The organism is Saccharomonospora azurea NA-128, assembly GCF_000231055.2.
Classification (GTDB): domain Bacteria; phylum Actinomycetota; class Actinomycetes; order Mycobacteriales; family Pseudonocardiaceae; genus Saccharomonospora; species Saccharomonospora azurea.
In genome coordinates this window covers 367,811-390,079 of record NZ_CM001466.1, presented here as the reverse complement: position 1 = coordinate 390,079, position 22,269 = coordinate 367,811, and the positions used below count along the sequence as shown (strand labels likewise).

23 protein-coding genes and 1 pseudogene are annotated in these 22,269 nt (G+C 70.0%); 7 read left to right on the top strand and 17 right to left on the bottom strand.

Going from position 1 to position 22,269, the window contains the following annotated elements:
• The first annotated feature begins 26 nt into the window (after positions 1–26).
• From SACAZDRAFT_RS01820 to SACAZDRAFT_RS01810, 3 genes are all read left to right on the top strand, one after another.
• A complete protein-coding gene (locus SACAZDRAFT_RS01820; protein WP_082245279.1) occupies positions 27–962 on the top strand; it encodes an enoyl-CoA hydratase/isomerase family protein in 936 nt (311 codons plus the stop codon).
• Positions 963–1,255: 293 nt separating this feature from the next.
• A complete protein-coding gene (locus SACAZDRAFT_RS01815; RefSeq protein ID WP_005438089.1) occupies positions 1,256–3,625 on the top strand; it encodes a cytochrome P450/oxidoreductase in 2,370 nt (789 codons plus the stop codon).
• An 84-nt stretch (positions 3,626–3,709) separates the two neighbouring features.
• A complete protein-coding gene (locus SACAZDRAFT_RS01810) occupies positions 3,710–5,065 on the top strand; it encodes an MFS transporter (RefSeq protein WP_005438087.1) in 1,356 nt (451 codons plus the stop codon).
• Positions 5,066–5,143: 78 nt separating this feature from the next.
• On the opposite strand, the gene SACAZDRAFT_RS01805 is transcribed toward SACAZDRAFT_RS01810, so the two are convergent.
• The 6 genes from SACAZDRAFT_RS01805 to SACAZDRAFT_RS24045 all read right to left on the bottom strand — a co-directional run bounded on the left by SACAZDRAFT_RS01805 (position 5,144) and on the right by SACAZDRAFT_RS24045 (position 10,449).
• Entirely contained in the window at positions 5,144–5,821 is a 678-nt protein-coding gene (locus SACAZDRAFT_RS01805) for a CoA transferase subunit B (protein WP_005438085.1), read from the bottom strand.
• Positions 5,822–5,823: 2 nt separating this feature from the next.
• Positions 5,824–6,582: a CoA transferase subunit A gene (locus tag SACAZDRAFT_RS01800; RefSeq protein WP_005438084.1), complete on the bottom strand. Its 759-nt coding sequence runs from the start codon at positions 6,580–6,582 to the stop codon at positions 5,824–5,826.
• Entirely contained in the window at positions 6,579–7,763 is a 1,185-nt protein-coding gene (gene fahA / locus SACAZDRAFT_RS01795) for a fumarylacetoacetase (protein WP_005438083.1), read from the bottom strand. The genes SACAZDRAFT_RS01800 and fahA overlap by 4 nt, the downstream gene beginning before the upstream one ends.
• Positions 7,760–8,632, bottom strand: coding sequence for a hypothetical protein (locus SACAZDRAFT_RS01790; RefSeq protein WP_005438082.1), 873 nt, complete (start codon positions 8,630–8,632; stop codon positions 7,760–7,762). The genes fahA and SACAZDRAFT_RS01790 overlap by 4 nt, the downstream gene beginning before the upstream one ends.
• Positions 8,629–9,828, bottom strand: coding sequence for a homogentisate 1,2-dioxygenase (locus SACAZDRAFT_RS01785; RefSeq protein ID WP_005438081.1), 1,200 nt, complete (start codon positions 9,826–9,828; stop codon positions 8,629–8,631). The genes SACAZDRAFT_RS01790 and SACAZDRAFT_RS01785 overlap by 4 nt, the downstream gene beginning before the upstream one ends.
• A 465-nt stretch (positions 9,829–10,293) precedes the next feature.
• The gene (locus SACAZDRAFT_RS24045) at positions 10,294–10,449 is read right to left on the bottom strand and encodes a 2Fe-2S iron-sulfur cluster-binding protein (RefSeq protein ID WP_332307664.1); all 156 of its coding nucleotides are present in this window, start codon (positions 10,447–10,449) and stop codon (positions 10,294–10,296) included.
• Between the two features lie 421 nt (positions 10,450–10,870).
• Here SACAZDRAFT_RS24045 and SACAZDRAFT_RS01780 point away from each other — a divergent pair, with 421 nt between their 5' ends.
• Entirely contained in the window at positions 10,871–12,139 is a 1,269-nt protein-coding gene (locus tag SACAZDRAFT_RS01780) for an MFS transporter (RefSeq protein ID WP_005438080.1), read from the top strand.
• Positions 12,140–12,175: 36 nt separating this feature from the next.
• Here SACAZDRAFT_RS01780 and SACAZDRAFT_RS01775 read toward each other — a convergent pair whose 3' ends face one another.
• The 7 genes and pseudogenes from SACAZDRAFT_RS01775 to SACAZDRAFT_RS01750 all read right to left on the bottom strand — a co-directional run bounded on the left by SACAZDRAFT_RS01775 (position 12,176) and on the right by SACAZDRAFT_RS01750 (position 17,115).
• Complete coding sequence (locus tag SACAZDRAFT_RS01775; protein ID WP_005438078.1) at positions 12,176–13,051, bottom strand: transketolase family protein; 876 nt, start codon at positions 13,049–13,051, stop codon at positions 12,176–12,178.
• Entirely contained in the window at positions 13,048–13,728 is a 681-nt protein-coding gene (locus SACAZDRAFT_RS01770; RefSeq protein ID WP_005438077.1) for a thiamine pyrophosphate-dependent enzyme, read from the bottom strand. Before SACAZDRAFT_RS01770 ends, SACAZDRAFT_RS01775 begins: the two co-directional genes overlap by 4 nt.
• Positions 13,729–13,797: 69 nt before the next feature.
• A complete protein-coding gene (locus SACAZDRAFT_RS23545; protein WP_232286446.1) occupies positions 13,798–13,992 on the bottom strand; it encodes a type 2 periplasmic-binding domain-containing protein in 195 nt (64 codons plus the stop codon).
• An 83-nt stretch (positions 13,993–14,075) separates the two neighbouring features.
• Positions 14,076–14,639, bottom strand: a pseudogene (locus tag SACAZDRAFT_RS01765) (LysR family transcriptional regulator); the annotation flags it as partial.
• A 108-nt stretch (positions 14,640–14,747) separates the two neighbouring features.
• Positions 14,748–16,187, bottom strand: a complete 1,440-nt coding sequence (locus SACAZDRAFT_RS01760) for an amidase (RefSeq protein ID WP_005438076.1) — start codon at positions 16,185–16,187, stop codon at positions 14,748–14,750.
• A 98-nt stretch (positions 16,188–16,285) separates the two neighbouring features.
• The gene (locus SACAZDRAFT_RS01755) at positions 16,286–16,465 is read right to left on the bottom strand and encodes a hypothetical protein (protein ID WP_005438075.1); all 180 of its coding nucleotides are present in this window, start codon (positions 16,463–16,465) and stop codon (positions 16,286–16,288) included.
• Positions 16,462–17,115 carry a DsbA family oxidoreductase gene (locus SACAZDRAFT_RS01750; RefSeq protein WP_005438074.1) on the bottom strand — a complete coding sequence of 218 codons (654 nt, stop codon included), beginning with the start codon at positions 17,113–17,115 and terminating at the stop codon, positions 16,462–16,464. Before SACAZDRAFT_RS01750 ends, SACAZDRAFT_RS01755 begins: the two co-directional genes overlap by 4 nt.
• A 69-nt stretch (positions 17,116–17,184) precedes the next feature.
• Between SACAZDRAFT_RS01750 and SACAZDRAFT_RS01745 the strand changes: the two genes are divergently transcribed.
• The 3 genes from SACAZDRAFT_RS01745 to SACAZDRAFT_RS01735 all read left to right on the top strand — a co-directional run bounded on the left by SACAZDRAFT_RS01745 (position 17,185) and on the right by SACAZDRAFT_RS01735 (position 18,844).
• The gene (locus tag SACAZDRAFT_RS01745; protein ID WP_005438073.1) at positions 17,185–17,733 is read left to right on the top strand and encodes a putative immunity protein; all 549 of its coding nucleotides are present in this window, start codon (positions 17,185–17,187) and stop codon (positions 17,731–17,733) included.
• Positions 17,734–17,743: 10 nt separating this feature from the next.
• The gene (locus tag SACAZDRAFT_RS01740) at positions 17,744–18,163 is read left to right on the top strand and encodes a DoxX family protein (RefSeq protein ID WP_050983492.1); all 420 of its coding nucleotides are present in this window, start codon (positions 17,744–17,746) and stop codon (positions 18,161–18,163) included.
• 150 nt (positions 18,164–18,313) lie between these two features.
• Positions 18,314–18,844 carry a gamma carbonic anhydrase family protein gene (locus SACAZDRAFT_RS01735; RefSeq protein WP_005438071.1) on the top strand — a complete coding sequence of 177 codons (531 nt, stop codon included), beginning with the start codon at positions 18,314–18,316 and terminating at the stop codon, positions 18,842–18,844.
• A 76-nt stretch (positions 18,845–18,920) separates the two neighbouring features.
• Here the strand turns inward: SACAZDRAFT_RS01735 and SACAZDRAFT_RS01730 are convergent, their stop codons facing one another.
• From SACAZDRAFT_RS01730 to SACAZDRAFT_RS22205, 4 genes are all read right to left on the bottom strand, one after another.
• Positions 18,921–20,390: a catalase gene (locus SACAZDRAFT_RS01730; RefSeq protein ID WP_005438070.1), complete on the bottom strand. Its 1,470-nt coding sequence runs from the start codon at positions 20,388–20,390 to the stop codon at positions 18,921–18,923.
• A 10-nt stretch (positions 20,391–20,400) separates the two neighbouring features.
• Entirely contained in the window at positions 20,401–20,826 is a 426-nt protein-coding gene (locus SACAZDRAFT_RS01725) for a Fur family transcriptional regulator (RefSeq protein ID WP_005438069.1), read from the bottom strand.
• 110 nt (positions 20,827–20,936) lie between these two features.
• On the bottom strand, positions 20,937–21,986 hold the full coding sequence (locus SACAZDRAFT_RS01720) for a type III polyketide synthase (protein ID WP_005438068.1): 1,050 nt from the start codon (positions 21,984–21,986) through the stop codon (positions 20,937–20,939).
• The coding region (locus tag SACAZDRAFT_RS22205; protein WP_005438067.1) for an acyl-CoA dehydrogenase family protein at positions 21,980–22,269 on the bottom strand (290 nt) is incomplete at its 5' end. The genes SACAZDRAFT_RS22205 and SACAZDRAFT_RS01720, both read right to left, overlap by 7 nt.

Here is a 22,269-nt window from a genome sequence, read left to right as displayed (position 1 = left end):
CCTCGCACCGATGTCGTCGAAGCACGGTGAAGGTCTTCGTGCGGCGCCACATCGCCGGCCACAAGGCACCTCGCTACATCCAGTTCACCGCCGTCATCCCCCGCAACGTGTCTGGCAAGATCCTCAAGAACGCGCTCGTTACCCTGAAGACGGACGATACCCAGCAGGTCGCCAGAAAGGCACCCACGATGTCCAGTAGCTTCCTCGTCGATGTGTCCCTGCGCGATGGGACGATCGTGCTGCGGCTGCAGAACCCGCCGGTCAACGCCTGGTCCGACGACTTCGTGGACGACCTGGAGGACGCGCTGACCTATCTGCCCGTCGCCGAGGCGCGGGCCGTGGTCGTCACCGGCCACGGCGACCATTTCAGTGCGGGCGAGGACGTCCGCCGTGTCCAGGAGCTCAGCGACGAGGAGTCGGCCCGGAAGTTCGTCACGCGGATGCACGGCATCATGGACCGCGTCGCGGCCCTGCCCGTCCCCGTCATCGCGGCCGTCGACGGAACGGCTTCCGGCGCCGGGTTGGAGCTGGCGCTCGCCTGCGACATCCGGGTGGCCTCGGCACGCGCGAAGCTCGGGCTGCCCGAGACCCGCTGGGGCATCCTCGCGGGCGCGGGAGGCGCGCAGCGGCTCGCGCGGCTCATCGGGCCGGGCCGGGCGAAGCTCCTGATGTACACGGCCGAGCCCGTCACCGCGCAGGAAGCCCTCGACCTGGGGCTCGTGGAGATCGTCACCGACGCCCCGGACCCGCTCCCCCGCGCCTTGAGCCTGGCCGAGCAGATCGGCCGCAACAGCCCTCGGGCCGTCCGCCACATCAAGAAATCCGTCGACCAAGGCCTGGACCGCGACCTCGACGAGGGGCTGCGGATCGAGCAGGAACTCTGGGTCGAGCTGGCCACCCACGGAGACCTCACCGAGGGGGCGGCGGCCTTCGCCGAAGGACGCGAACCCGACTACCGCTGACGTCGCTTCCGAACCCGCCCCGTCATGCGTTCATGGCGGGGCGGGTTTTCGTCTTTCCGCCCGGCAGTCCCTCACGGTCGGCGCTTCCGTCCTCACGCTTCGCGCACCGGGCCGCCCCCCTCCTCTCAGCAGCCGGGACGGTCAGCCACAAGTCGGCATCGAAACGGCGATTTCCCGCGCAGAACGTCTTGACCGGAGTCACAGCCCACCTTAGGCTCCCTCGGTATCTCTTACCGAACAAATCTGTTCGATAAAAGTAAATGCCCTGTACAGAGACGTATGGAGGGAGTCTTATGGGCGCGGAGCCGGTCACTGCCACCGACCACGGGAGGCGCACGGAGGTGCCCGCGAGCGCGAGTGGATGCCCTGTCGACCACTCCCGCCTGACGAGTCCCACGGGATGTCCCGTGTCCGCCAACGCGGCGGCGTTCGACCCGTTCACCGGGCCCTACCAGGAGGACCCTCCGGGCTCCCTGCGTTGGTCGCGTGACGAGGAGCCGGTCTTCTACAGCCCCGAGCTGGGCTACTGGGTCATCACCCGGTACGAGGACGTGAAGGCCGTCTTCCGCGACAACGAGACGTTCTCGCCGGCCAACGTCCTGGAGAAGATCACCCCGTTCGGCGACGAGGCGAACGCGGTGCTCGCCAAGTACGACTACGCCATGGGGCGCACGCTCGTGAACGAGGACGAGCCCGCGCACATGCCGCGCCGCCGCGCGCTCATGGAGCCCTTCACCCCGCCGGCGCTCGCCCACCACGAGCCGATGGTGCGCAGGCTGGTGCGCGAGCACGTCGACCGGTTCATCGACCGCGGCAAGGCCGAACTCGTCGACGAGATGCTCTACGAGATCCCCCTGACGGTCGCCCTGCACTTCCTCGGCGTACCCGAGGAGGACATGGACACCCTGCGCAAGTACTCCGTCGCGCACACCCTCAACACGTGGGGCCGTCCCGCGCCGGAGGAGCAGGTCGCGGTCGCCGAGAACGTCGGCAAGTTCTGGCAGTACGCGGGCAAGGTCCTCGACAAGATGCGCGAGGACCCGTCGCAGCCCGGCTGGATGCAGTACGGCATCCGGCTCCAGCCCGAGATGCCCGACATCATCACGGACTCGTACCTGCACTCGATGATGATGGCCGGCATCGTCGCGGCCCACGAGACCACCGCGCTCGCCGCCACCAACGCGATCAAGCTGCTGCTCGAGAACCGGACGCTGTGGGAGGAGATCTGCGCCGACCCGAGCCTCATCGCCAACGCCGTCGAGGAGTGCCTGCGGCACTCGGGCTCGATCATCGCGTGGCGCCGGGTGGCCACGAAGGACACCAAGATCGGTGACATCGAGATCCCCGAGGGCGGCAAGCTGCTGATCGTCAACACCTCGGCCAACCACGACGAGCGCTTCTTCGACGAACCCGACGAGCTCGACATCCGGCGCGAGAACGCCAGCGACCACCTGAGCTTCGGCTACGGCTCCCACCAGTGCATGGGCAAGAACCTCGCCCGCATGGAGATCCAGATCTTCCTGGAGGAGCTCACCACGCGGATCCCGCACCTGGAGCTCGTGCCGGACCAGGAGTTCACCTACCTGCCCAACACCTCGTTCCGCGGCCCGGAGCGCCTGTGGGTGCAGTGGGATCCGGCGAAGAACCCCGAGCGGACCAACCCGGAGATCCTCGACCGGCAGCTCAAGATCAAAATCGGGCAGCCCTCCAAGCGGTCCCTCACGCGCACGATGGAGGTGCGCGAGGTCGTTGCCGAGGCCGACGACATCGTGCGCATCACGCTCGCCGACGTGCACGGCAGGCAGCTGCCGACGTGGTCGCCGGGCTCGCACGTGGACCTCGAACTCGGTGAGCTGTCGCGCCAGTACTCCCTCTGCGGTGACCCGGCCGACCGGTCGAGCTACCAGATCGCGGTGCTGAAGGACCCCGAAAGCCGGGGCGGCTCCCGCTTCGTGCACGAGCAGCTGTCCGTCGGCGACACGGTGCCGATGCGCGGGCCACGCAACCACTTCAAGCTCGACTCGGACGCCGAGCGCTACCTCTTCATCGCGGGCGGCATCGGCATCACCCCGATCCTCGCGATGGCCGACCACGCGCGCCGCGAGGGCAAGGACTACGAGTTCCACTACTGCGGCTCGACGCGCAGTGCGATGGCGTTCCTCGACCGCGCCGTGCGCGACCACGGCGATCGCCTCGTGCTGCACGTCTCCGACGAGGGCACCCGGCTCGACGTCGAGTCGCTGCTCGCCGAACCGCGGGAGGACACGCAGATCTACTCGTGCGGGCCGCAGCGGCTGCTCGACGCCCTCGCCGACGCCACCGCGCACTGGCCCGAGGAGTCGCTGCGCGTCGAACACTTCTCCAGCGACCTCGGTGAACTCGACCCGGAGAAGGAGCACGCCTTCGACCTGAAGCTGGCCGACTCCGGCATCACGGTCCGCGTTGCCGCCGACCAGACCGTCCTCGCCGCCCTGCGCGCCGCCAACATCGACGTGCCGAGCGACTGTGAGGAAGGCCTGTGCGGCAGCTGCGAGGTCGGCGTCTCCGAGGGCGAGGTCGACCACCGCGACAAGGTCCTCACCAAGTCGGAGCGCGCGCTCGACAACAAGATGATGACGTGCTGCTCCCGCGCCTGCGGCAGCGCGTTGACCCTGGAGCTGTGACGTCGGCACCCGGCTTTTCCAGCTCTTTCCCGAGACTTTCGGGCCGCGACGGGGCGGCCCGTCCTGAAGGTGAAAGGAACCTCAATGGCATCAGCCGTTGACTCATTTCCCACCGGCGCCGACGGAGGCAGCACCGGCGGGGGCACGACGCCCCGCATGTTCCGGCGGGTCCTGACCGGCAGCATGGCCGGTGCTGTCCTGGAGTGGTACGACTTCGCCATCTACGGCGTGCTCGCGGCCACCGTGCTCGGCCCGCTGTTCTTCCCGAACGACAACGGTGTCACCAGTCTGTTGCTGGCACTCGCGACCCAGGGCCTCGGCTTCGTCGCCAGGCCGTTGGGTGGCATCGTCTTCGGACACCTCGGCGACCGCTTCGGCCGCAAACCCATGCTCGTGGTGACGTTCCTGATGCTGGGCACCGCGACGGCGGCCATCGGTCTGCTGCCGACGTATCACGACATCGGCATCACCGCGACGGTGCTGCTCGTGCTGCTGCGGCTGATCCAGGGATTCGCCCTCGGTGGCGAGTTCGGTGCCGCCGTGCTCCTCGTGAGCGAGTACGGCGAGCCGAAACGCCGTGGCTTCTGGGCGTCCTGGCCGCAGGCCGGTGCTCCCGCGGGCACCGTCCTCGCCACCACGGTGATCACCGTGCTGTCGATGAGCACCACCGACGCCGCCTTCGAGTCCTGGGGCTGGCGCGTGGCCTTCCTGCTGGCCGTCCCGCTGCTGGTGATCGGCTTCTGGGTGCGTCGGGGCGTCGAGGAATCGCCCGTGTTCCGCAAGGCCCAGGCTCAGCGGGCGGAGAAGCCGGTCAAGAAGCAGGAGAAGTCGAGCATCGTGCTCGCCCTGCGGCGGCCACGTCAGGTGCTGCACGGCCTCGGCCAACGGCTGGGCGAGAACATCGCGTTCTACATCTACACGACGTTCGTCATCGCCTATGCCACCACGTACTTCGACTTCGACCGCGGCGACGTGACGCTCGCGGTGACCTTCGCGTCGGTGTTCCAGTTCATCGGCATGATCAGTGGTGGTGCGTGGTCCGACCGCGTCGGACGCAAGACCGCGATGCTGGTCCCGACCGGCGTTCTGATCGCGTGGGCCCCGGTGTTCTTCTGGCTCGTGCACTTCGAGAGCGTGCCGATGCTGTGGCTCGGCGTGTGCGTGGGTGCGTTCTTCCACGGCATGCTCGCCGGTCCCGAGGCGGCGTGGATCACCGAGCTCTTCCCGACGCGCTACCGCTACGGCGGGTCGTCGCTGGTGTACCAGGGTTCGTCGATCTTCGCCGGTGCTCCGGCCCCGTTCATCGCCGTGTGGCTGATCGAGAACTACGGCGTGGGCTCGGTCATCGCCTACCTGGTCATCACGATGGCGATCACGTTCGTGGCCGTCGCGACGAGCCGCGAGAGCCGAGGAGTCGACCTCGACAAGGTCGAGGGCTGAGCGCCTCTCCCACCACAGCGAAAGGCCCCACCCGGCACGGCGGTCGCCGGGTGGGGCCTTCGTCGTCGTCGAGGTGGATCAGACCGTGACCGGCGCTCCGGTCGCGGCGACCACCTGCTCGGCGGTCACTCCGGGAGCCAGTTCCCGGAGCACCAGACCACCCTCGGGGCGGTCCTGAACGTCGAGGACGGCCAGGTTGGTGATGATCCGCTGCACGACGCCCTCGCCCGTGAGCGGGAGCGTGCACTTCTCGAGGATCTTCGGGCTGCCGTCCTTCGCGGTGTGCTCCATCAGCACGATCACCCGGCGGGCGCCGTGCACGAGGTCCATCGCACCGCCCATGCCCTTCACCATCTTGCCCGGCACCATCCAGTTCGCCAGGTCACCGGTGACGGACACCTGCATGCCGCCCAGCACCGCCGTGTCGATGTGGCCACCGCGGATCATGCCGAACGACAGGGCCGAGTCGAAGTAGGCGGCGCCCGGGTTCACGGTCACCGTCTCCTTCCCGGCGTTGATCAGGTCCGGGTCGACCTCGTCCTCCAGCGGGTACGGTCCCGTGCCCAGGATGCCGTTCTCGCTGTGCAGCACCACGTCCACGCCCTCGGGCAGGTAGTTGGGAATGAGCGTGGGCAGCCCGATCCCGAGGTTGACGTACTCACCCGGGTTGAGTTCCTTCGCGGCCCTCGCGGCCATGTCCTGACGGGACCAGCCCGCGACGGCCGTTGCAGCGGGAGCTGTCGTGTCGGTGGTCATGGCTACGCGCCCTCCTGACGCACGGTGCGCTTCTCGATCCTCTTGTCCTGCGGTCCGGCGTCGACGATGCGCTGGACGAACACACCGGGCAGGTGCACCTGCGCCGGATCCAACTCGCCCGGCTCCACCAGCCGCTCCACCTCCGCGATGGTGACCCGCCCCGCCATGGCCGCGAGGGGGTTGAAGTTCATCGCGGTCTTGTTGAACACGAGGTTCCCGTGCGTGTCGCCGACCTCCGCGTGGACCAACGCGAAGTCGGCGACGATCGACTCCTCCAGGACGTACCGCTTGCCGTTGAACTCCCGCACCTCCTTCGGCGGCGAAGCCACGGTGACGTTGCCCTGGGCGTCGTAGCGCCACGGCAGACCGCCGTCGCCGATGGGAGTCCCGACGCCCGCGGGCGTGTAGAACGCGGGAATGCCCGCGCCACCCGCGCGCAGCCGTTCCGCGAGCGTGCCCTGCGGGGTCAGCTCCACCTCCAGCTCACCCGACAGATACTGGCGGGCGAACTCCTTGTTCTCCCCCACGTACGATGCGGTGACCCGGCGGATTCGCCCTGCCCCCAGCAACACCCCGAGCCCTTGCCCGTCGACACCGCAGTTGTTGGAGAACACTTCCAGATCGGTCGCCTCGCCGTCCGCGAGAGCAGCGATCAGCGTGTCCGGGATTCCGCACAACCCGAAACCGCCGACCGCCAGCGACGCACCGCTAGGGATGTCCGAGACCGCGTCGAGCGCGGTCGCGACCACCTTGTCCTTCACTTCTCGGTTCCCTTCGCCGGCAAGATGCGCGTTCGCACCTCACCGAAACTTATCCGTCCGCCTCCCACTCCGGGAGCAGTGGCCCTGAGCACGACCTCGTCGCCGTCCTGGAGGAAGGTCCGCTCCTCACCTCCCACCTGCAGCGGCTCCTTGCCACCCCAGGTGAGTTCGATGAAGGCTCCGCGCTGGTCACGCTCCGGGCCCGAGATCGTGCCGGAGGCGAACAGGTCACCCGTGCGCGAGGACGCGCCGTTGACCGTCATGTGCGCCAGCATCTGCGCGGGCGACCAGTACATCTCCCGGTACGGCGGGCGGCTGACGACCTCGCCGTTCAGCTCCACCTCCAGGTCGATGTCCAGACCCCACGGCGAGCTCTCCCGCAGGTACGGCAGGGGCTCCGGGTCCTGCTCCGGCGTGTCGACCCGGGCCGCCTCCAGGGCGAGCAGCGGCACCACCCACGGCGAGATGGAGGTCGCGAAGCTCTTGCCGAGGAACGGGCCGAGGGGAACGTACTCCCACGCCTGGATGTCGCGGGCCGACCAGTCGTTGAGGATGACCACGCCGAACACCCGCTCGGCGAACTCCTCGGTCGGCACGGAGCTTCCGAGCTCCGAGCCGGTGCCCACGATGAAGCCCAGCTCGGCCTCGATGTCCAGCCGCTTGCTCTCCCCGAACGTCGGGGCGTCCTCGTCGGGCGCCTTGCGCTGGCCGCAGGGCCGCAGGATGTCGGTGCCGGACGGGATCACGCTGCCCGCGCGCCCGTGGTAGCCGACGGGAAGGTGCTTCCAGTTCGGCATCAGCGGCGCCGCGTTGGGCCGGAACAGCCTGCCGAGGTTGCTGGCGTGGTGCTCGGAGGCGTAGAAGTCGACGTAGTCGCCGACCTCCACCGGCAGGTGCAGCGTCACCTCGTCCACCGAGTGCACGGCCGCCTCGGGAACGTCACCCGAGACGAGCTCGGTGATCCGCTCGCGCACCTCGACCCACCGCTGGTGGCCCTGCGCCATGAAGGCGTTCAGCGTCGGCTGGGCGAACACGTCGTCGCCGAGCGTCGCGGCGAGGTCGACGACGGAGTCACCGACCCGGACACCGACGCGCGGAGCGGTGCCGGGGGTCGAGAAGACGCCGTAGGGCAGGTTGTTGAGCCCGAACAGCGAACCGTCGGGGATCTCGATGGCGGTCATACAGTCCTTTCGTAGGTGGGCGACACCGAGTTCGGCAGGAGGCCGAGTTCGATCATCTCGGTGAGCGGGTCGCTGACGCTGCACGTCCCGAACGAGCGGAACGCCGCCCGGGTGGCGGCGACCCGCTGCTCGGGCAGGGCCGCGATGCGCTCGGCGATCGCGGAACCGTCGCGCTCGGCGAGGATGCGGACCAGCTCGTCGGCGTCCGCTCCGCGCACCGCGGCGTCGGTGGCCAGCAGCAGGTTGAGGAACCCGTGCTGTTCGAAGCCGGTCTCCGGATCGGTGTTGCGGATGGCGTGGTGCAGACCCGCGGTGGCCTTGTACGGCACTCCGGCGTCCACGACGGCCTTGATCGCCGCGGCGAGCTCCGACTCGTCGGGGTACAGCTCCGCCTTGATCCCGCCGGTGCGGAACTTCGCCTTGTACCGGGTCGACGGCAGCGCGGCGATGATGTCCGGCCTGCGTTCGTCGCGCGGCACCTCGACGAACACCTCCACGGCGTCGTCGATGCCCGCCGCGTCGAGCGTCTCGACCAGGGCGGTGGCGGTGACATCCGCGGGCACCGCCACCTCCAGCGCGCGCAGCTCCACCGGCAACGCCGCCACGGTCGTGAGCACGCCGGGCACGGCCGACGGTCCCTCGGGGACCGTCACGGCGAGTTCGAGGCGGTGCCCGCCCTCGACGGGCACCAGCCCCGCCAGCTCCTCCAGGGCCGCGGCGGAGACGACCAGCGGACCGACCAGCTCGGCGTACGGGGCACCGACGTGCCGCACGTGCGCGGGGACGGCGTCGGCCAGCGGCGCCAGTCCGGGCGGGAAGATCGCCGCGTCGTCACACAGGCCACGGGCGAAGGCGGGAAGTGCGGTCACTGCTTCGGCCCCCGTCCCGCCCAGGTCCAGGCGTAGTTCGGGTCCTCGCAGGCCAGCGCCCCCTCACCGAGCTCCAGCGGACGGAAGGTGTCGACCATGACGGCGAGCTCGTCGAAGAACTCCACACCGATGCTGCGCTCGTACGCACCGGGCTGCGGGCCGTGCGAGTGCCCGCCGGGGTGGATCGAGATGGAGCCCTGGTTGATGCCCGAACCCTTGCGCGCCTCGTAGTCGCCACCGCAGTAGAACATGATCTCGTCGGAGTCCACATTGGAGTGGTAGTACGGGACCGGGATCGCCTGCGGGTGGTAGTCCACCTTGCGCGGCACGAAGTTGCAGACCACGAAGTTGTGGCCCTCGAACACCTGGTGCACGGGCGGCGGCTGGTGCACGCGGCCGGTGATGGGTTCGAAGTCGTGGATGCTGAACGTGTACGGGTAGAGGCAGCCGTCCCAGCCGACCACGTCGAACGGGTGGTTCGGGTACACCAGGCGCGTGCCCACGACGCCGCCGGGACCGCGGTGCTTGAGGAGCACCTCGACGTCGGTGCCCTCGGCCGTCAGCACCTCGGTCGGGCCGTGCAGGTCGCGCTCGCAGTACGGCGCGTGCTCCAGCAGCTGGCCGTACCGGGACAGGTACCGCTTCGGCGGCGCGATGTGGCTGTTGGCCTCGATCGCGTAGGCGCGCAGCGGTTCGTCGCCCTGCGGGATCCACCGGTGGGTCGTCGACATCGGGAGCACGACGTAGTCGCCGGTGGTGGCCTTCAGTGCGCCGAACACGGTCTCCACGATCGCGTCACCGGACTCGACGTAGACGACCTCGTCACCGATGCCGTTGCGGTACAGGGGCGACTCGGTGCCCGCCACCACGTAGGAGATGCGCACGTCGGCGTTGCCGAGGATCAGCCGACGGCCGGTGACCACGTCGGTGTCCTTCCAGCTGTCGCCGGGGAACAGGTCGTGCAGATTCAGGTGCCGCGGCCGCAGCGGGTGGTTCGGCGTCGTCGTCTGGTCGGGCAGCTCCCACACCTGGGAGTCGACGATCGCCGACGGAATGTGGCGGTGATACAGCAGCGAGGAGTCGGACGAGAAACCCTCCTCGCCCATCAGCTCCTCGTAGTAGAGGTTGCCGTTCTCATCGCGGTGCTGGGTGTGCCGCTTCGGCGGCACGTAACCCACCTGACGGTAGTACGCCATGACCTGCCTCCTCGGAAGTCGTCCTGCGGGCCGCCCGCACCAGTCTCCCGAACGACCCACATGGGCACATAGTAAAGGCTTTTACTACTTTCCCGGGATGTTACTCAGCACACAGGGAGTGGCGACGCTCCGGCCAATACAGAAACAGCGAAAACCCGGAGATGCGGCCACGCTCGGCGACTTTCCCTCAACACAACCCGGAATCTAGTAAATCTGCTAACTACTCAGGGTGAGGTCGAGCCACATGATGCGGAGACCGACCCGAGTTGGGGTGGCGGAAGGCACCGGGGCGACGCCGCGTGCGGTGAAGCCGAGGCTCTCGTAGAGACGGACGGCCGGGCCGCCTTCGTGTCGCGTGGCGACATGAACGACCGAATGGACGTCCCCCAGAGAAACAGTGTTGATCATGGGCGAGCCGGAGACTAACGCACGCTCCGGCCCGCCCGACCGACCGTGGCCTCGTGGTCAAGGAGCAGCCGCGCGCAACCCTCTTCCGCGCGGGACCATCATCGTCCGGTTCGCCGCCTGCTCGGCCAGTGTCAGGATCGAGTCCCGGTGGTCATCGGCCCGCCGCGCCAGGATGCGGGTCTCGCAGGTGCCGCACGCGCCTTCCTGACACAAGGACAGCAGCTGGGAAAGGGAGAAGTTGGCGTAGGAGCGGCGAACTCCCAGACCTGCTGGGCGAACTCGTCGTAGTCCGGAGCGAAATAGACGAGCGGCGGAAGCGTGGGGGCATGCTCGCGGTCCTCACTCTCGGTGATGGACGGCGAGCACACCTGGACGCGCCCGATCGACGGACTGCGCATCGCTGGCCAGCCACCGATGCCGCCGTGAGCGACGACGCACCGGAGGGCCCTCGGGCGACTCGGTCGCGCACCGCACCGGCCCGGACCACCGACACCGCCGGCACTCCGGACCACCACGTCGAGTACAGTGTTCCGCTGGCCGCGCCAGTGCGGCCCTTCGAGTTTTGTGCATCTACCGGTCCTCGGCGCCCCGACGGACAGCGGCGGCACAACCACCGCATCCGTGGAGGTGTCCTATGACTCAGACGATCGATCCGGTCACGCCCTCGCCGAGCCTGCTCCGCACGGCGGGACTGCCCTACTTCGTCATCGCCTTCGTCGCCCGACTGCCGTTCGCCATGATGGTCGTCGGCGTGCTCACCGTCGTCGTCTCCGCGCGCGGTTCGATGTCCCTCGGTGGCCTGAACTCGGCGGCCGTCGGCGCGGGAACCGCCTGCTTCGGCGCGCTCCTGGGAGCGGCCGCCGACCGCTTCGGGCAGCGGCGGGTGCTCCTCACCCTCGCCGCCGCGAACGCCGCGATGCTCGTGGCCTTCGCCGTGGTGACCTACAGCGACGCCCCGGACGCCGCCGTGCTGGCTGTCGCGTTCGGGATCGGCGCCACGGCACCGCAGGTCGCGCCGATGTCACGGTCGCGGCTGGTCACGCTCATCACCGAGCGGATGTCCCCCGACCGCCGGTCGCGGACCCTGTCGTCGACCATGGCCTACGAGTCCGCGGCCGACGAGTGCGTGTTCGTGATCGGCCCGTTCGTCGTCGGCCTGCTCGCCTCGGCGCTCGCGCCGTGGGCCCCGCTGGCCGGGGCGGCCGTGCTCACGGTGCTGTTCGTCGGCGCGTTCGCCCTGCACCCGAGTGGCCGTCTCGTGTCGGCCTCCCGCGGCCCGAGCGGCGCGGCACCGTCGCCGGTACGCGAACTGTTCCGCGCGCGCCTGCTCGTCGTGGTGACCGGCATCTTCGGCGTCGGTGCCTTCTTCGGCACGATGCTCACGTCGCTCACCTCGTTCATGGCCGACCGCGGCGTCGCCGAGGAGGCCGGGCTCCTGTACGGCATCATGGGCATCGGCTCCGCCGCGTTCGCGCTCGGCGTCGCGTTCCTGCCCACCACGTTCTCGCTGCGGGCCCGGTGGGCGACGTTCTCCGCGATCCTGCTCGCCGGGAGCCTGCTGCTGTTCGTCGTGGACGACGTCCCCGGGATGATCGGCGCGCTGGCGTTGCTCGGGATCGGGATCGGTCCGACGCTGGTCACCCAGTACAGCTTCGGCGCCACGCGCAGTCCGGCCGGACGCACGGCGACCGTGATGACGATGCTGGGGTCGGGGGTCATCGTCGGCCAGTCCCTGGGCTCGGCCGTCACCGGCGAGGTCGCCGAACACGCCGGCACCCCCGTGGCGCTGATGCTGCCCGCCGTGGCCGCGGCGATCGTCGCCACGGCCGGAGCGGTGAACTGGTTCCTGACGGCCTCCGAGCCTCGCAGCCCGCGACCCGACGCGTCGCCGGTCTCCTCCTGAACCACACGTCGGGTCCGCCGGGTCACCTCACGACAGCTAGGCGTCGAGTCGTCCTCGGATCCCCTGGGCGTCCAGGCCGTGGGCGCGCACGTGGTCGCGGGGTGTGCCGTAGCGGCGCACCTCCTCCCCTCTCCGCACCCCGAGGGACAGCAGCCGGTGGGGGCGGTCGGTCAGCGCATCGGAGATGACGTGCGCGGACGTCCCTTCCAGCCACGGCTCCACCACGACCACGTCGGTTCCCGACAGCGCGGCGCGCAGGGTGGCGTGGTCGAAGGGCCGCACCCGGCTGCTGTAGAGCACGGTGACGTCGAGGTCGGCGGTCGCGGCCAGCACGTCGTCCAGCACGGGCCCCAAGGCGACGACCACGGCGCGGTCACCGCGTTTGACCTCGTGCAGTCGCGGCGTGACGGGGAACGACTCTTGGTTGGTCTGCTCGACGACGCGGACGTAGTGCAGGCCGTCGCCCACCGCGGCGGCCCGCAGCGCGGCATCGACCTCGGCGGTGGTCGACGGCGCGTGGATCGTCACCCCGGGCAGGGTGTCGATCAGTGCGACGTCTCCCGGAGTCTGATGGGTCCGGCCTCCGGCGGCGATGTCGAAGGAGCCGCCGGAGCCGACCAACACTCCGCCCACCCCCTGGTGCACGAAGTCGAGCTTGACCTGTTCGAAGGCCCGTTCGACCAGGAAGGCGCCGAAGGTGTGCGCGAGGGGCCGCAAGCCGGTCAGGGAGAGTCCGGCAGCGGCACTGACCAGGAGTTGCTCGCGGATTCCGACGTTGATCACCCGGTCCGGGTGGGCTTCGGCGGCGTCACCGAAGTACTGACCGGAGATCTCGGCGTACACCAGCGCCGTGTCGGCGCGCTCGTCGAGCAGCGCGATCGAGGTGGCGGCGAACTGCTCGCGGGGGCTCATGACTTGTCCTCCACTCGGGCGATGACGGCGTTCGGAACCTGAGGGGTCACGTGGCGCAAGGCGCGTTCGATGTCGGCGTGGTCGCGACCGTCGACGGTGACGGCGTGCCAGCCGTTGACCGCGAACCGCTCCGCCATCCGCCCCCGCACGGCGTACGACGACGAGTGGTTGTCGACGGCGATCACCGTGAGGTTGTCCAACCCGGCCGCGGCTGCGTACTCGATGGCCTCGTGGTTGGAGCCCTCGTCGAGTTCGGCGTCGCCCACCAGCACGAACACGCGGGCGTCACCGCGTTGGATCCTCAAGCCCAGCGCGGCGCCGACGGCGAGCGGCAACCCGTGCCCCAGTGAGCCCGACGAGATCTCCACGCCCGGCACGAGGTTGCGGTCGGGGTGATGTCCCAGCGGCGAGTCGAAGGAGCCGAAGTCGTCGAGCCAGTCGGCGGGGAAGTACCCGTGCGAGGCAAGAACGGCGTAGTACGCCATCGGGCCATGGCCCTTGCTGAGGAAGAAGCGGTCGCGGCCGGGATCGTCCGGCCGCTCGGGGCGATGCCGCAGAACGCGGTCGTAAAGGACGCGCAGGACATCCAACGTGGACGTGGCGGCGTGCGAATGTTTTTCATCGCCGGTCAACCGGGTCATCAGTTGTTCCACACTGGAACCGAGGGTGGTGGTCATGGAGCCACCCTCGTCCTTCGAGTGCACTGGAGGTCAAGGCCGGATCGGCGAACGCCGTCCGATCGGGGCTCAGGATCGCTGGTCGGCGTCGTCGGTGGCGTAGCGGTCGACGGCGAACCGGATGAACTCGCGGGTGGCTCGGCTGAGCAGCGCGCCCTTCTTCCACGCGATGAGCAGCCGCACCGGCTCGGCGACCGGGTCGCCGATCGGGCGCGCCACCACCCCGAGTCCCCCGTAGGTCTCGGGCAGCGGCCGCTGCAGCATGATCGTCCAGCCGAGTCCCAGCCCACGAACGCGCGGACGGTCTCGTAGTTGGCGGTCCGGTAGGCGATGGTGGGTGTGAACCCGGCTGCGGCACACATCCGCATGGCGTGCGCCGCGCTGGGTGCGGTGTCCAGGAGGACCATGGGCTCGCCGGCGGCCTCCGCCAGCGTGATCGGCCGCGTCTCCCGGGCGAGCGGGTGATCGTGCGCGACGACCAGCGCGGGATGCCGGGTCAGCAGGGTCGCGCTCTGCCAGGTGGGCGGGATGTCGAGATCGTAGACGATGACCGTGTCCAGCTCGCCGCTGTCCAGTTTGATCGCCAGTTCGTCGGCCGTGGCCTCGTGGAACCGGATCGTGACGGCGGGATACCGGTCGGTGAACCGTGCGAGCAGCGGCGGCAACACGGTGGGCCCGACGGTCGGGTAACACCCGATCGACAGCGGCCCCGACAGTTCACCGCTGGCGTCGATCGACTCCGCCTCCATCTCGGACGGCTGCTGCAGGAGCACACGCGCCCGGGCTAGCATGGCCTGGCCCGTCGGCGTGAGCTGGACTCCCAGGTCGCTGATCGCCAGCGACACGGCCGAGGGCGAGAGCATCAGCTGCGACGCCGCCGCACTGATCGTTCCGGTCTCGGCGACGGCCACGAACGCGGACAGTTGCCGGAAGGTGAACGACGGTGTGCGGTCGAGTCGGTCACGTCGCCGAGAATAGCCAGCGACGGTGCGTGTCGATCCCGCTCCGGACGGCGTCCGTCAGGCGTCGTCGGCGACGCCGCTCGCGGTGAGGCCGGGAAGCCGCCGACCCGTGCCCGTGGTGGTCTCGATCGCGTGGGCGAGCTGCAGGACCCCGACGTCGTCGCCGGGGCGGCCCACCACCTGCACGCCCACCGGGTGCCCTTCGGGAGTGAACCCGAACGGCACCGACGCCGCGGGCAGCCCGGTCGCGGAGATCCGGTAACAGGACCGCAGCCAGTCCAGGTAACTCTCGCTGGTACTGCCGGCCACGCTGTCCGGATACGGCGAGTCGACGTCGAAGGGCGGCACGGGCGACACCAGCGTCACCAGGAACTCGTGGTCCTCCAGGAACTCGCGCATGCGGTGGTAGAGCGCCGTGCGGAGCCGTTGCGCACGGACCAGATCGGCGGCGGTGACCTTCCGTCCGACCTCGATGTTCCACGCCGTGCTCGCGCCGACCGACTCCGGCTGGTCGGTGTAGAGCTCGTCGAGCGTCAGCACGTAGTACCAGGCGCGCCAGGTCAGGAACACCTCGTCGGCGCCCGTCAGGTCCGGGTCGCGGTCGACGACCCGCGCGCCCAGTCCGGCGAGCACGTCACGGGCGGGAGCCATCGCCCGCGCGACCCGCTCGTCCACCGGAAGCCCGCCCAGGTCGGGGCTCCACGCGATCGGCGTGCCGGTGAAGTCCCGCTCCAGTGGGTCGGCGAACCGTTCCGCCGGAACGTGATGCGACAGTGGCGACCGCGGGTCCGGACGGCCCAGCGCCCGCATCATCAGGGCCACGTCGGCGGTGGTGCGCGCCATCGGCCCGGCCACGGAGAAGGTGAAGAAGGGATCGGCGCTCGGCCACACCGGCACGCGCCCCACCGACGGCCGCAGGCCCACCACGTTGCAGAAGCTCGCGGGAATGCGTAGCGAGCCGCCCAAATCGGTGCCGTCGGCCAGGGGAACGAGCCGGGCCGCCAGCGCGGCCGCCGCGCCGCCGCTGCTGCCGCCCGCGGTCTTCGTCAGGTCGTAGGGGTTGCGCGTGGCGCCGAACACGGCGTTGTACGTCTGCGCACCGGTGCCCCACTCCGGTGTGTTGGTCTTGCCCACCGTCACGGCACCGGCGCGGGTCAGGTTCTCCACCACGACGCTGTCGACGTCGGGAACGTGGTCCGCCCGAGCCGGTGAGCCGTACGTCGTGCGGATGCCCTTGGTCTCGGTCAGGTCCTTGTGGGCGACCGGAAGCCCGTGCAGCGGCCCCAGCGGTCCGCGGGACACGATCGCCTCGTCCGCCGCCGCCGCGGCGCGTTCCGCGTGGTCGGCCGCCAGCGTCACGATCGCGTTGATCTGCGGGTTGAGCTCCTCGATGCGCCGCAGGTGGGCCGCCAGCACCTCCCGGGCCGACACCTCGCGCCGCCGCAGCAACCTGGTCAACTCGGTCGCGGACAGCAGACACAGTTCCGCGTCGGCCATCGCCTGCTCACCACCTTCCACTCGGCCCGGTGCTCCGGGCGCGCTCGGTGGTCCGACCATAGCGGCAGGTGACCGCCGTCGGGTGGTCGACGAGAGCGTTACCGCTCCCGTTCGCCGGCAATATCCACAGTGTCCACAGTGTCCACAGTGTCCACCATGTCCTGGTGGTTGCCGGAGCCGACCGGCGGCAGGGAACACACGCCGTCGACGCAGATCTCGACCTCGCTGTCCCCGAGCATCGTGAATCCGCCGCGCTCGGGCGTCGAATGCTCCGTCACGACTCCCCCTCGCTCGACACGTGGCGCAGTGCCCGGAGGAACACCTCGGGATCCTGCGCGCCGGAGACGGCGTACCGATCGTTGAACACGAAGAACGGCACGCCCTGGACACCGAACTGCCGGGCCTGCCGGAGCTCGCTCTGCACGGCGCCCGCGTAGAGGTCGTCCTTCAGTACTCGCAGTGTCTCGTCGGGGTCGAGGCCGACCTCTGCGGCGAGACCGGCGAGCTCCTCGGCCCGACCCAGGTGCCGTCCCTCGGTGAAGTAGGCCCGGAACAGCCGCTCCACGAGTTCGAGCTGCTTGCCGTGTGCCTTGGCGTGGTGGAGGGCCTGGTGGGCGAGCAGTGTGCGGGTGTGGCGCAGCGCGTCGAAGTCGTACCGGAGGCCGACCGACGCGGCGATGGCCGTGACCTGCTGCAGCATCTGCTCGACCTGCTCCACCGGCATGCCCTTGTGCTCGGCGAGGAAGTCGACCTCACTGCCGTCGAAGTCCACCGGGGTGTCGGGTGCGAGCTCGAAGCTGCGGTAGGTCACCGTGACCTCCGCCGTGTCGCCGAACACGTCCAGGGCGGCTTCGAAGCGTCGCTTGCCGATGTAGCACCACGGGCACGCGATGTCCGACCAGACATCGACACGAAGGGGAGAGGACATATCGGCAGCAACCGCCGGTTCGCGAGGTCTATTCCTGGTAGCTCGGCACGCTTGCGCGAGGATGTCGCCATGCCGGACGACTCCTCGACCGTCGAGCTCGACCTGACCGACCTCCGCGCGGTGACGGGCTTCGCGGTGGCGTGCGCGCGGCCTGCACTGGACCTCTTCGAGCGCGACCGACCGGACGACGCCCGTCCTCGAACCGCGATCGAGGCCGCGCGGTCGTTCGCGGACGGGGCCCGGCGGTCCAAGGCTCTGCGGGACGGCGCGTGGGCGGCACTGCGGGCGGCTCGGGAGGCCCGCGACGCGGAACGTCTCGCGGCGAGCGAGGCCGCCCGCGCCGCCATGGCCGCGGCCGGTGCGGCGTTCCTCCACCCGCTGGCCAAGGCCACGCAGGTCAAGCACATCCTCGGGTCGGCCGCCCACACGGCGCGAGCGTTCGAGCTCGCCGCGGGTGGTGATCCGGCCGTCGGCGCCCACCACGTCGAGCAAACCCGTGTTCTCGTGACCCCGGCGGTGGTGGACGTCCTGCGGCGTTACCCGCCCGCCCCGTCCGGTGGCGGGCGGGTGGCGGAGCTGCTTCGCGGGCTGGACACGTCGCTGCGCCACGGCCGCTGAGACTCCCCGGCTGTCAGTCGGCCCGCTCCGCGCGCAGGGCCCGCACGACCGTGCCCAGACCGTCGCCCACGGCCTGCAGAAGTTCCTCGAATGGGGCATCGACGGCACTGCCGCCTCGTTCGAGCAGATGGGCGTTCCGCTGCCCGGAGTGTCGGCCTGGATCGCCGCCCTCGTCGAGATCGTCGGCGGCGCGGCACTGCTGATCGGCGTGGCGCTGCCGGTGGCCGGAGTGCTCCTCGCCGCCGTGATGCTGGGCGCGTTGTTCATGGTGCATCTGGGCCAGGGCTTCTTCGCCTCCGGCGGCGGGATCGAACTCGTCCTCCTGCTGGCCGCCACCGCACTGGCACTCGGCCTCAACGGTGGCCGCTACAGCGTCGACCAGGCGATCACGGCCAAGCCCGCCCAGGAGCAGGTCCCGGCCTCCCACTGATCCTGATCCGACGGATCGCCCCGGGTCGACGCGGCGCGGGACGATCCGTCTGCGATCGGCACCGCGCCGGTCCGCTCGCACGCGGCATGCTCGCTGCCCCATGCTCGTCATCGGCTACGACCATGTGAGCGAGACCGGAAAGGACACCTGATGCACAACGAACAGACCACACTGATCGTGGACGGCAAGCAGCCGTCGGTCGATGCCGGAGCCTGGATCGCACCGACGGCGGTCCTCGCCGGAGCGGTGAGCGTCGCGGCGGACGCCAGCGTCTGGTACACCGCCGTGTTGCGCGGCGACATGGACAGCATCACGATCGGCGAGGGCAGCAACCTTCAGGACGGCACCATCGTCCACGCCGACCCGGGTTTCCCGGTGACCGTCGGCTCGGGGGTGAGCGTGGGGCACCGCGCCGTGCTGCACGGGTGCGACATCGGCGACGACTGCCTCATCGGCATGAGCGCGACCATCCTGAACGGCGCCACGATCGGCGCGGGGACACTGGTCGCCGCCGGGGCCGTCGTCCTCGAAGGCACCGAGATCCCGCCGGGCTCGCTCGTCGCGGGTGTCCCGGCGAAGGTGCGGCGCTCCGTGACCCCGGACGAGCAGGCCGCGATTCGCGCGAACGCGGACGGCTACCGGGCCCTGGCCCGCACCCACGCCGAAGCCCGTCCCAGCTGACCCCGACATGCGAAAGGCCCGACCGCCCCGCGCTCGGCAGGACGGTCGGGCCCTCACGTTCGTCGTCAGCCGCGACTCACTGCTTCTCGGAGTGCGCCTTCTCGATGCGCTCACCGATGTTCGCGTCGACGTTGCGCCAGTACTGGAAGGCCCGCGACAGCACGGGCTCCTTCACACCGGACAGAGCGCCCGACACGGTGTCGACGAGCCGGTCGCGCTGGGCGTCGTCGAACACCTCACGCACGAGCGTGCCCGCCTGGGAGAAGTCGTCGTCCTCCGGGTGCAACTCGTAGGCGCTGCGCACCATCTCGCCGTCGGACTCCCAGCCGTCGTCCACCGGGCCGGTCTCGTCTGCCCACTGCCGATCGAAGGAGTTCGGCGCGTAGACCGGGGCCGTGCCCGAGTGCTCGAAGGTCATGTTGCCGTCGAAGGTGTAGGAGTTGGTCTTCACCTTCGGCCGGTTGACCGGGAGCTGGAAGTAGTTCGTGCCGATGCGGGCGCGCTGGGCGTCGGCGTAGGCGAAGGTGCGGCCGAGCAGCATCTTGTCCGGCGACACACCGATGCCGGGCACGAGGTTCGACGGCGCGAACGCGGCCTGCTCGATCTCGGCGAAGAAGTTCTCCGGGTTCCGGTTCAGCGTCATGGTGCCGACCTTGATGAGCGGGTAGTCCGCGTGCGGCCACACCTTGGTCAGGTCGAACGGGTTGAACCGGTAGTTCTTCGCGTCCTCGTACGGCATCACCTGCACGTACAGCGTCCAGCTCGGGTACTCGCCGCGCTCGATCGCCTCGGCGAGGTCACGCCGGTGGAACTCGGCGTCCTGACCGGCGAGGCGCTCGGCCTCCTCGTTGGACAGCGACTCGACGCCCTGGTGGGACTTGAAGTGGTACTTGACCCAGAACTTCTCGCCCTCGGCGTTGATCCACATGTAGGTGTGGGAGCCGTAGCCGTTCATGTGCCGCCACGTGCGCGGCAGACCGCGGTCGCCCATCAGGTAGGTCACCTGGTGCGCCGACTCGGGATTCAGCGTCCAGAAGTCCCACTGCATGGTCGCGTCGCGCAGGCCGGTGCCGGGCGTGCGCTTCTGCGAGCGGATGAAGTGCGGGAACTTCATCGGGTCACGCACGAAGAACACCGGGGTGTTGTTGCCGACGAGGTCGTAGTTGCCCTCGCTGGTGTAGAACTTCAGCGAGAACCCGCGTACGTCGCGCCAGGTGTCGGGCGAGCCCTGCTCACCGGCCACAGTGGAGAACCGGGCGAGCATCTCGGTCTTGGCGCCCTTCTGGAACAGCGCGGCCTTCGTGTACCGGGAGACGTCCTCGGTGGTCTCGAAGACGCCGAACGCACCGGCGCCCTTGGCGTGCGGGTTGCGCTCCGGCACCCGCTCCCGGTTGAAGTGCGCGAGCGTCTCGACGAGACGGACGTCGTGCAGGAGCAGCGGGCCGTTGCTGCCCACGCTCAGCGAGTTGCGGTCGCTGCCGGCGGGGGCGCCGTTCTCGCGCGTCGACGGCGTCTCGTTGATCGGGGTGCTCGTGGGGTCGGTCATGCGTTCTCCTTCACGAAGAAGAGTGGGACTGACAGGAGGGGCAGTAGCCCCAGTAGATGACCTCGGCCGAGTCGATGAGGTAGCCGCGGTCGTCACTCGCGTGCAGGCACGGGGCCTCGCCGACGGCACAGGGCACGTCGACGACGTCGCCGCACGATCGACACACGAGGTGGTGATGGTTGTCGCCTCTGGCGATCTCGTACCGGCTGGGCGAGCCCGCGGGCTCGGTGCGCCGGAGGATTCCCGCGTCGGTGAGGGTGTGCAGGATGTCGTAGACCGCCTGCGTCGACACCGTCCCCAGCCGATCCACCACCCGGGCGCGAACGGTGTCCGCGTCGGCGTGGGGACGGCCTTCGACCACGTCCAGCACTGCCAACCGGGCCGCGGTCACCCGCAGTCCGGCGTCGCGGAGCAAGTCGTGGTGGGAGGGTCGCATGAGTCCAGGTTGGCAACTTTTCTGGAATGATTCAAGAAAACGATCGGGTCCAGAGCGGTGAACCCGAACACACGTTGCCCTCGGTCAACGACTGCACACGACCCGCCATATCAGCACGCCCGCAGCAGGGCGGCGTAGAGCGTCAGGCCAGGACCGAACGCCATCGCGACCGCGTACCGGCCCGCGCGAGGCCGCCCTCCGTGGCGGAGCGCCTCCAGCACGAGCAGCACGGTGGCCGACGAGCAGTTGCCGTGCTCGGCCAGCACGTGCCGCGACGCGGAAAGAGCCTCCTCGGGCAGTGCCAGCCCCTCGCCCACCGCGTCGAGGATGCGCGGGCCCCCGGGGTGCACCGCCCACGCGTCGACGTCCGCCGTGGTGAGACCGTGCCGCCCGAGCAGTTCCGTGATCATCGGGCCGACGTGGTGCGCCAGCACGTCGGGCACGCGCGGCGAGAGGCCCATGCGGAATCCGAGGTCGGTGACATCCCAGGTCATGTGGTCGGCACCCGCCGGATCCGTCAGCGCCGCGACGTCCACGATCGCGAGCCCGCCGTCGCCGCGTCCCGGCTGCACGACCACCGCGGCCGCCGCGTCACTGAACAGGGAGTGCGCCACCGCCTGGTCGAGGTCTTCGACGGGCGGTTGCAGGTGCAGCGAGGTCAGTTCCAGACACAGCAGCACCGCCGCCTTCTCCCGCGCCACCACGAAGTCCGAGACGGCACCCAGCCCGGGGATCGCCGCGTAGCAGCCCATGTGGCCGATCGCCAGCCGCTGCACGTCGAGTGGCATCCCGAGCTCGGCGGTGACGAGGATGTCCAGCCCAGGAGTCGTGTAGCCGGTGCAGGAGGCGACCGCGAGCAGGCCGACGTCCTCGGCGGCGAGCCCGCTGTCGGCGAGCGCGGCGGACACGGCGCCCAGCCCCAGCGGACGCGCTTCCTGCGCGTAGCGCCGCATCCGCGCCCCGGTGGACCACGTCGACACGTCCTCGACCAGCGGGTTCACGGCGGCGTGCCGTCGCCGCACCCGAGCGGATCGGAACACCCGCCCCGCCGCTCGCGCGCCCGCGAAGTGCCGGGCGAAGAAGCCCTCCCAGAGCGCTTCCTGCTCGACGCACTCGGGTGTCGCGTTCCCGAACCCGGTGACGCGGGCGGCCGTCACCATCGGGGAACTGCCGTGTCCCGGTCCGGATCGCCGTCCAGCGCGGCGACGCCGAGCCAGTCGGCGCAGACGTCGGATGTCGGCGGTTGCAGCGCGCCGCAGCGGGCGTCGCGGTAGATCCGTTCGAGGGCGTGACCGCGGCGCGTGGCCGACGTGCCCGCCGCCTCCAGCATGCTCGTCGCGACCTGCGCGGCCGTGTCACCGGCGAGCAGTTTCGCCCGCCACGCCCAGCGCCGGGTCTCCTCCGCACCGGGGTCGGCGTCGACGCGGCGCGCGGCCTCCGCCA

What these genes read in the sequence shown, in the direction of transcription:
- SACAZDRAFT_RS01735 (WP_005438071.1), top strand. Translation starts at nt 18,314, where the DNA reads ATGCACAACGAACAGACCACACTGATCGTGGACGGCAAGCAGCCGTCG.
- SACAZDRAFT_RS01730 (WP_005438070.1), bottom strand. Translation starts at nt 20,390, where the DNA reads ATGACCGACCCCACGAGCACCCCGATCAACGAGACGCCGTCGACGCGC.
- SACAZDRAFT_RS01760 (WP_005438076.1), bottom strand. Translation starts at nt 16,187, where the DNA reads ATGGCCGACGCGGAACTGTGTCTGCTGTCCGCGACCGAGTTGACCAGG.
- SACAZDRAFT_RS01745 (WP_005438073.1), top strand. Translation starts at nt 17,185, where the DNA reads ATGCCGGACGACTCCTCGACCGTCGAGCTCGACCTGACCGACCTCCGC.
- SACAZDRAFT_RS23545 (WP_232286446.1), bottom strand. Translation starts at nt 13,992, where the DNA reads ATGCTGCAGCGGCCGCTGCCCGAGACCTACGGGGGACTCGGGGTGGTG.
- SACAZDRAFT_RS01805 (WP_005438085.1), bottom strand. Translation starts at nt 5,821, where the DNA reads ATGACCACCGACACGACAGCTCCCGCTGCAACGGCCGTCGCGGGCTGG.
- SACAZDRAFT_RS01780 (WP_005438080.1), top strand. Translation starts at nt 10,871, where the DNA reads ATGACTCAGACGATCGATCCGGTCACGCCCTCGCCGAGCCTGCTCCGC.
- SACAZDRAFT_RS01720 (WP_005438068.1), bottom strand. Translation starts at nt 21,986, where the DNA reads ATGGTGACGGCCGCCCGCGTCACCGGGTTCGGGAACGCGACACCCGAG.
- SACAZDRAFT_RS01775 (WP_005438078.1), bottom strand. Translation starts at nt 13,051, where the DNA reads ATGAGCCCCCGCGAGCAGTTCGCCGCCACCTCGATCGCGCTGCTCGAC.
- SACAZDRAFT_RS01785 (WP_005438081.1), bottom strand. Translation starts at nt 9,828, where the DNA reads ATGGCGTACTACCGTCAGGTGGGTTACGTGCCGCCGAAGCGGCACACC.
- fahA (WP_005438083.1), bottom strand. Translation starts at nt 7,763, where the DNA reads ATGACCGCCATCGAGATCCCCGACGGTTCGCTGTTCGGGCTCAACAAC.
- SACAZDRAFT_RS01770 (WP_005438077.1), bottom strand. Translation starts at nt 13,728, where the DNA reads ATGACCACCACCCTCGGTTCCAGTGTGGAACAACTGATGACCCGGTTG.
- SACAZDRAFT_RS01725 (WP_005438069.1), bottom strand. Translation starts at nt 20,826, where the DNA reads ATGCGACCCTCCCACCACGACTTGCTCCGCGACGCCGGACTGCGGGTG.
- SACAZDRAFT_RS01750 (WP_005438074.1), bottom strand. Translation starts at nt 17,115, where the DNA reads ATGTCCTCTCCCCTTCGTGTCGATGTCTGGTCGGACATCGCGTGCCCG.
- SACAZDRAFT_RS01810 (WP_005438087.1), top strand. Translation starts at nt 3,710, where the DNA reads ATGGCATCAGCCGTTGACTCATTTCCCACCGGCGCCGACGGAGGCAGC.
- SACAZDRAFT_RS01815 (WP_005438089.1), top strand. Translation starts at nt 1,256, where the DNA reads ATGGGCGCGGAGCCGGTCACTGCCACCGACCACGGGAGGCGCACGGAG.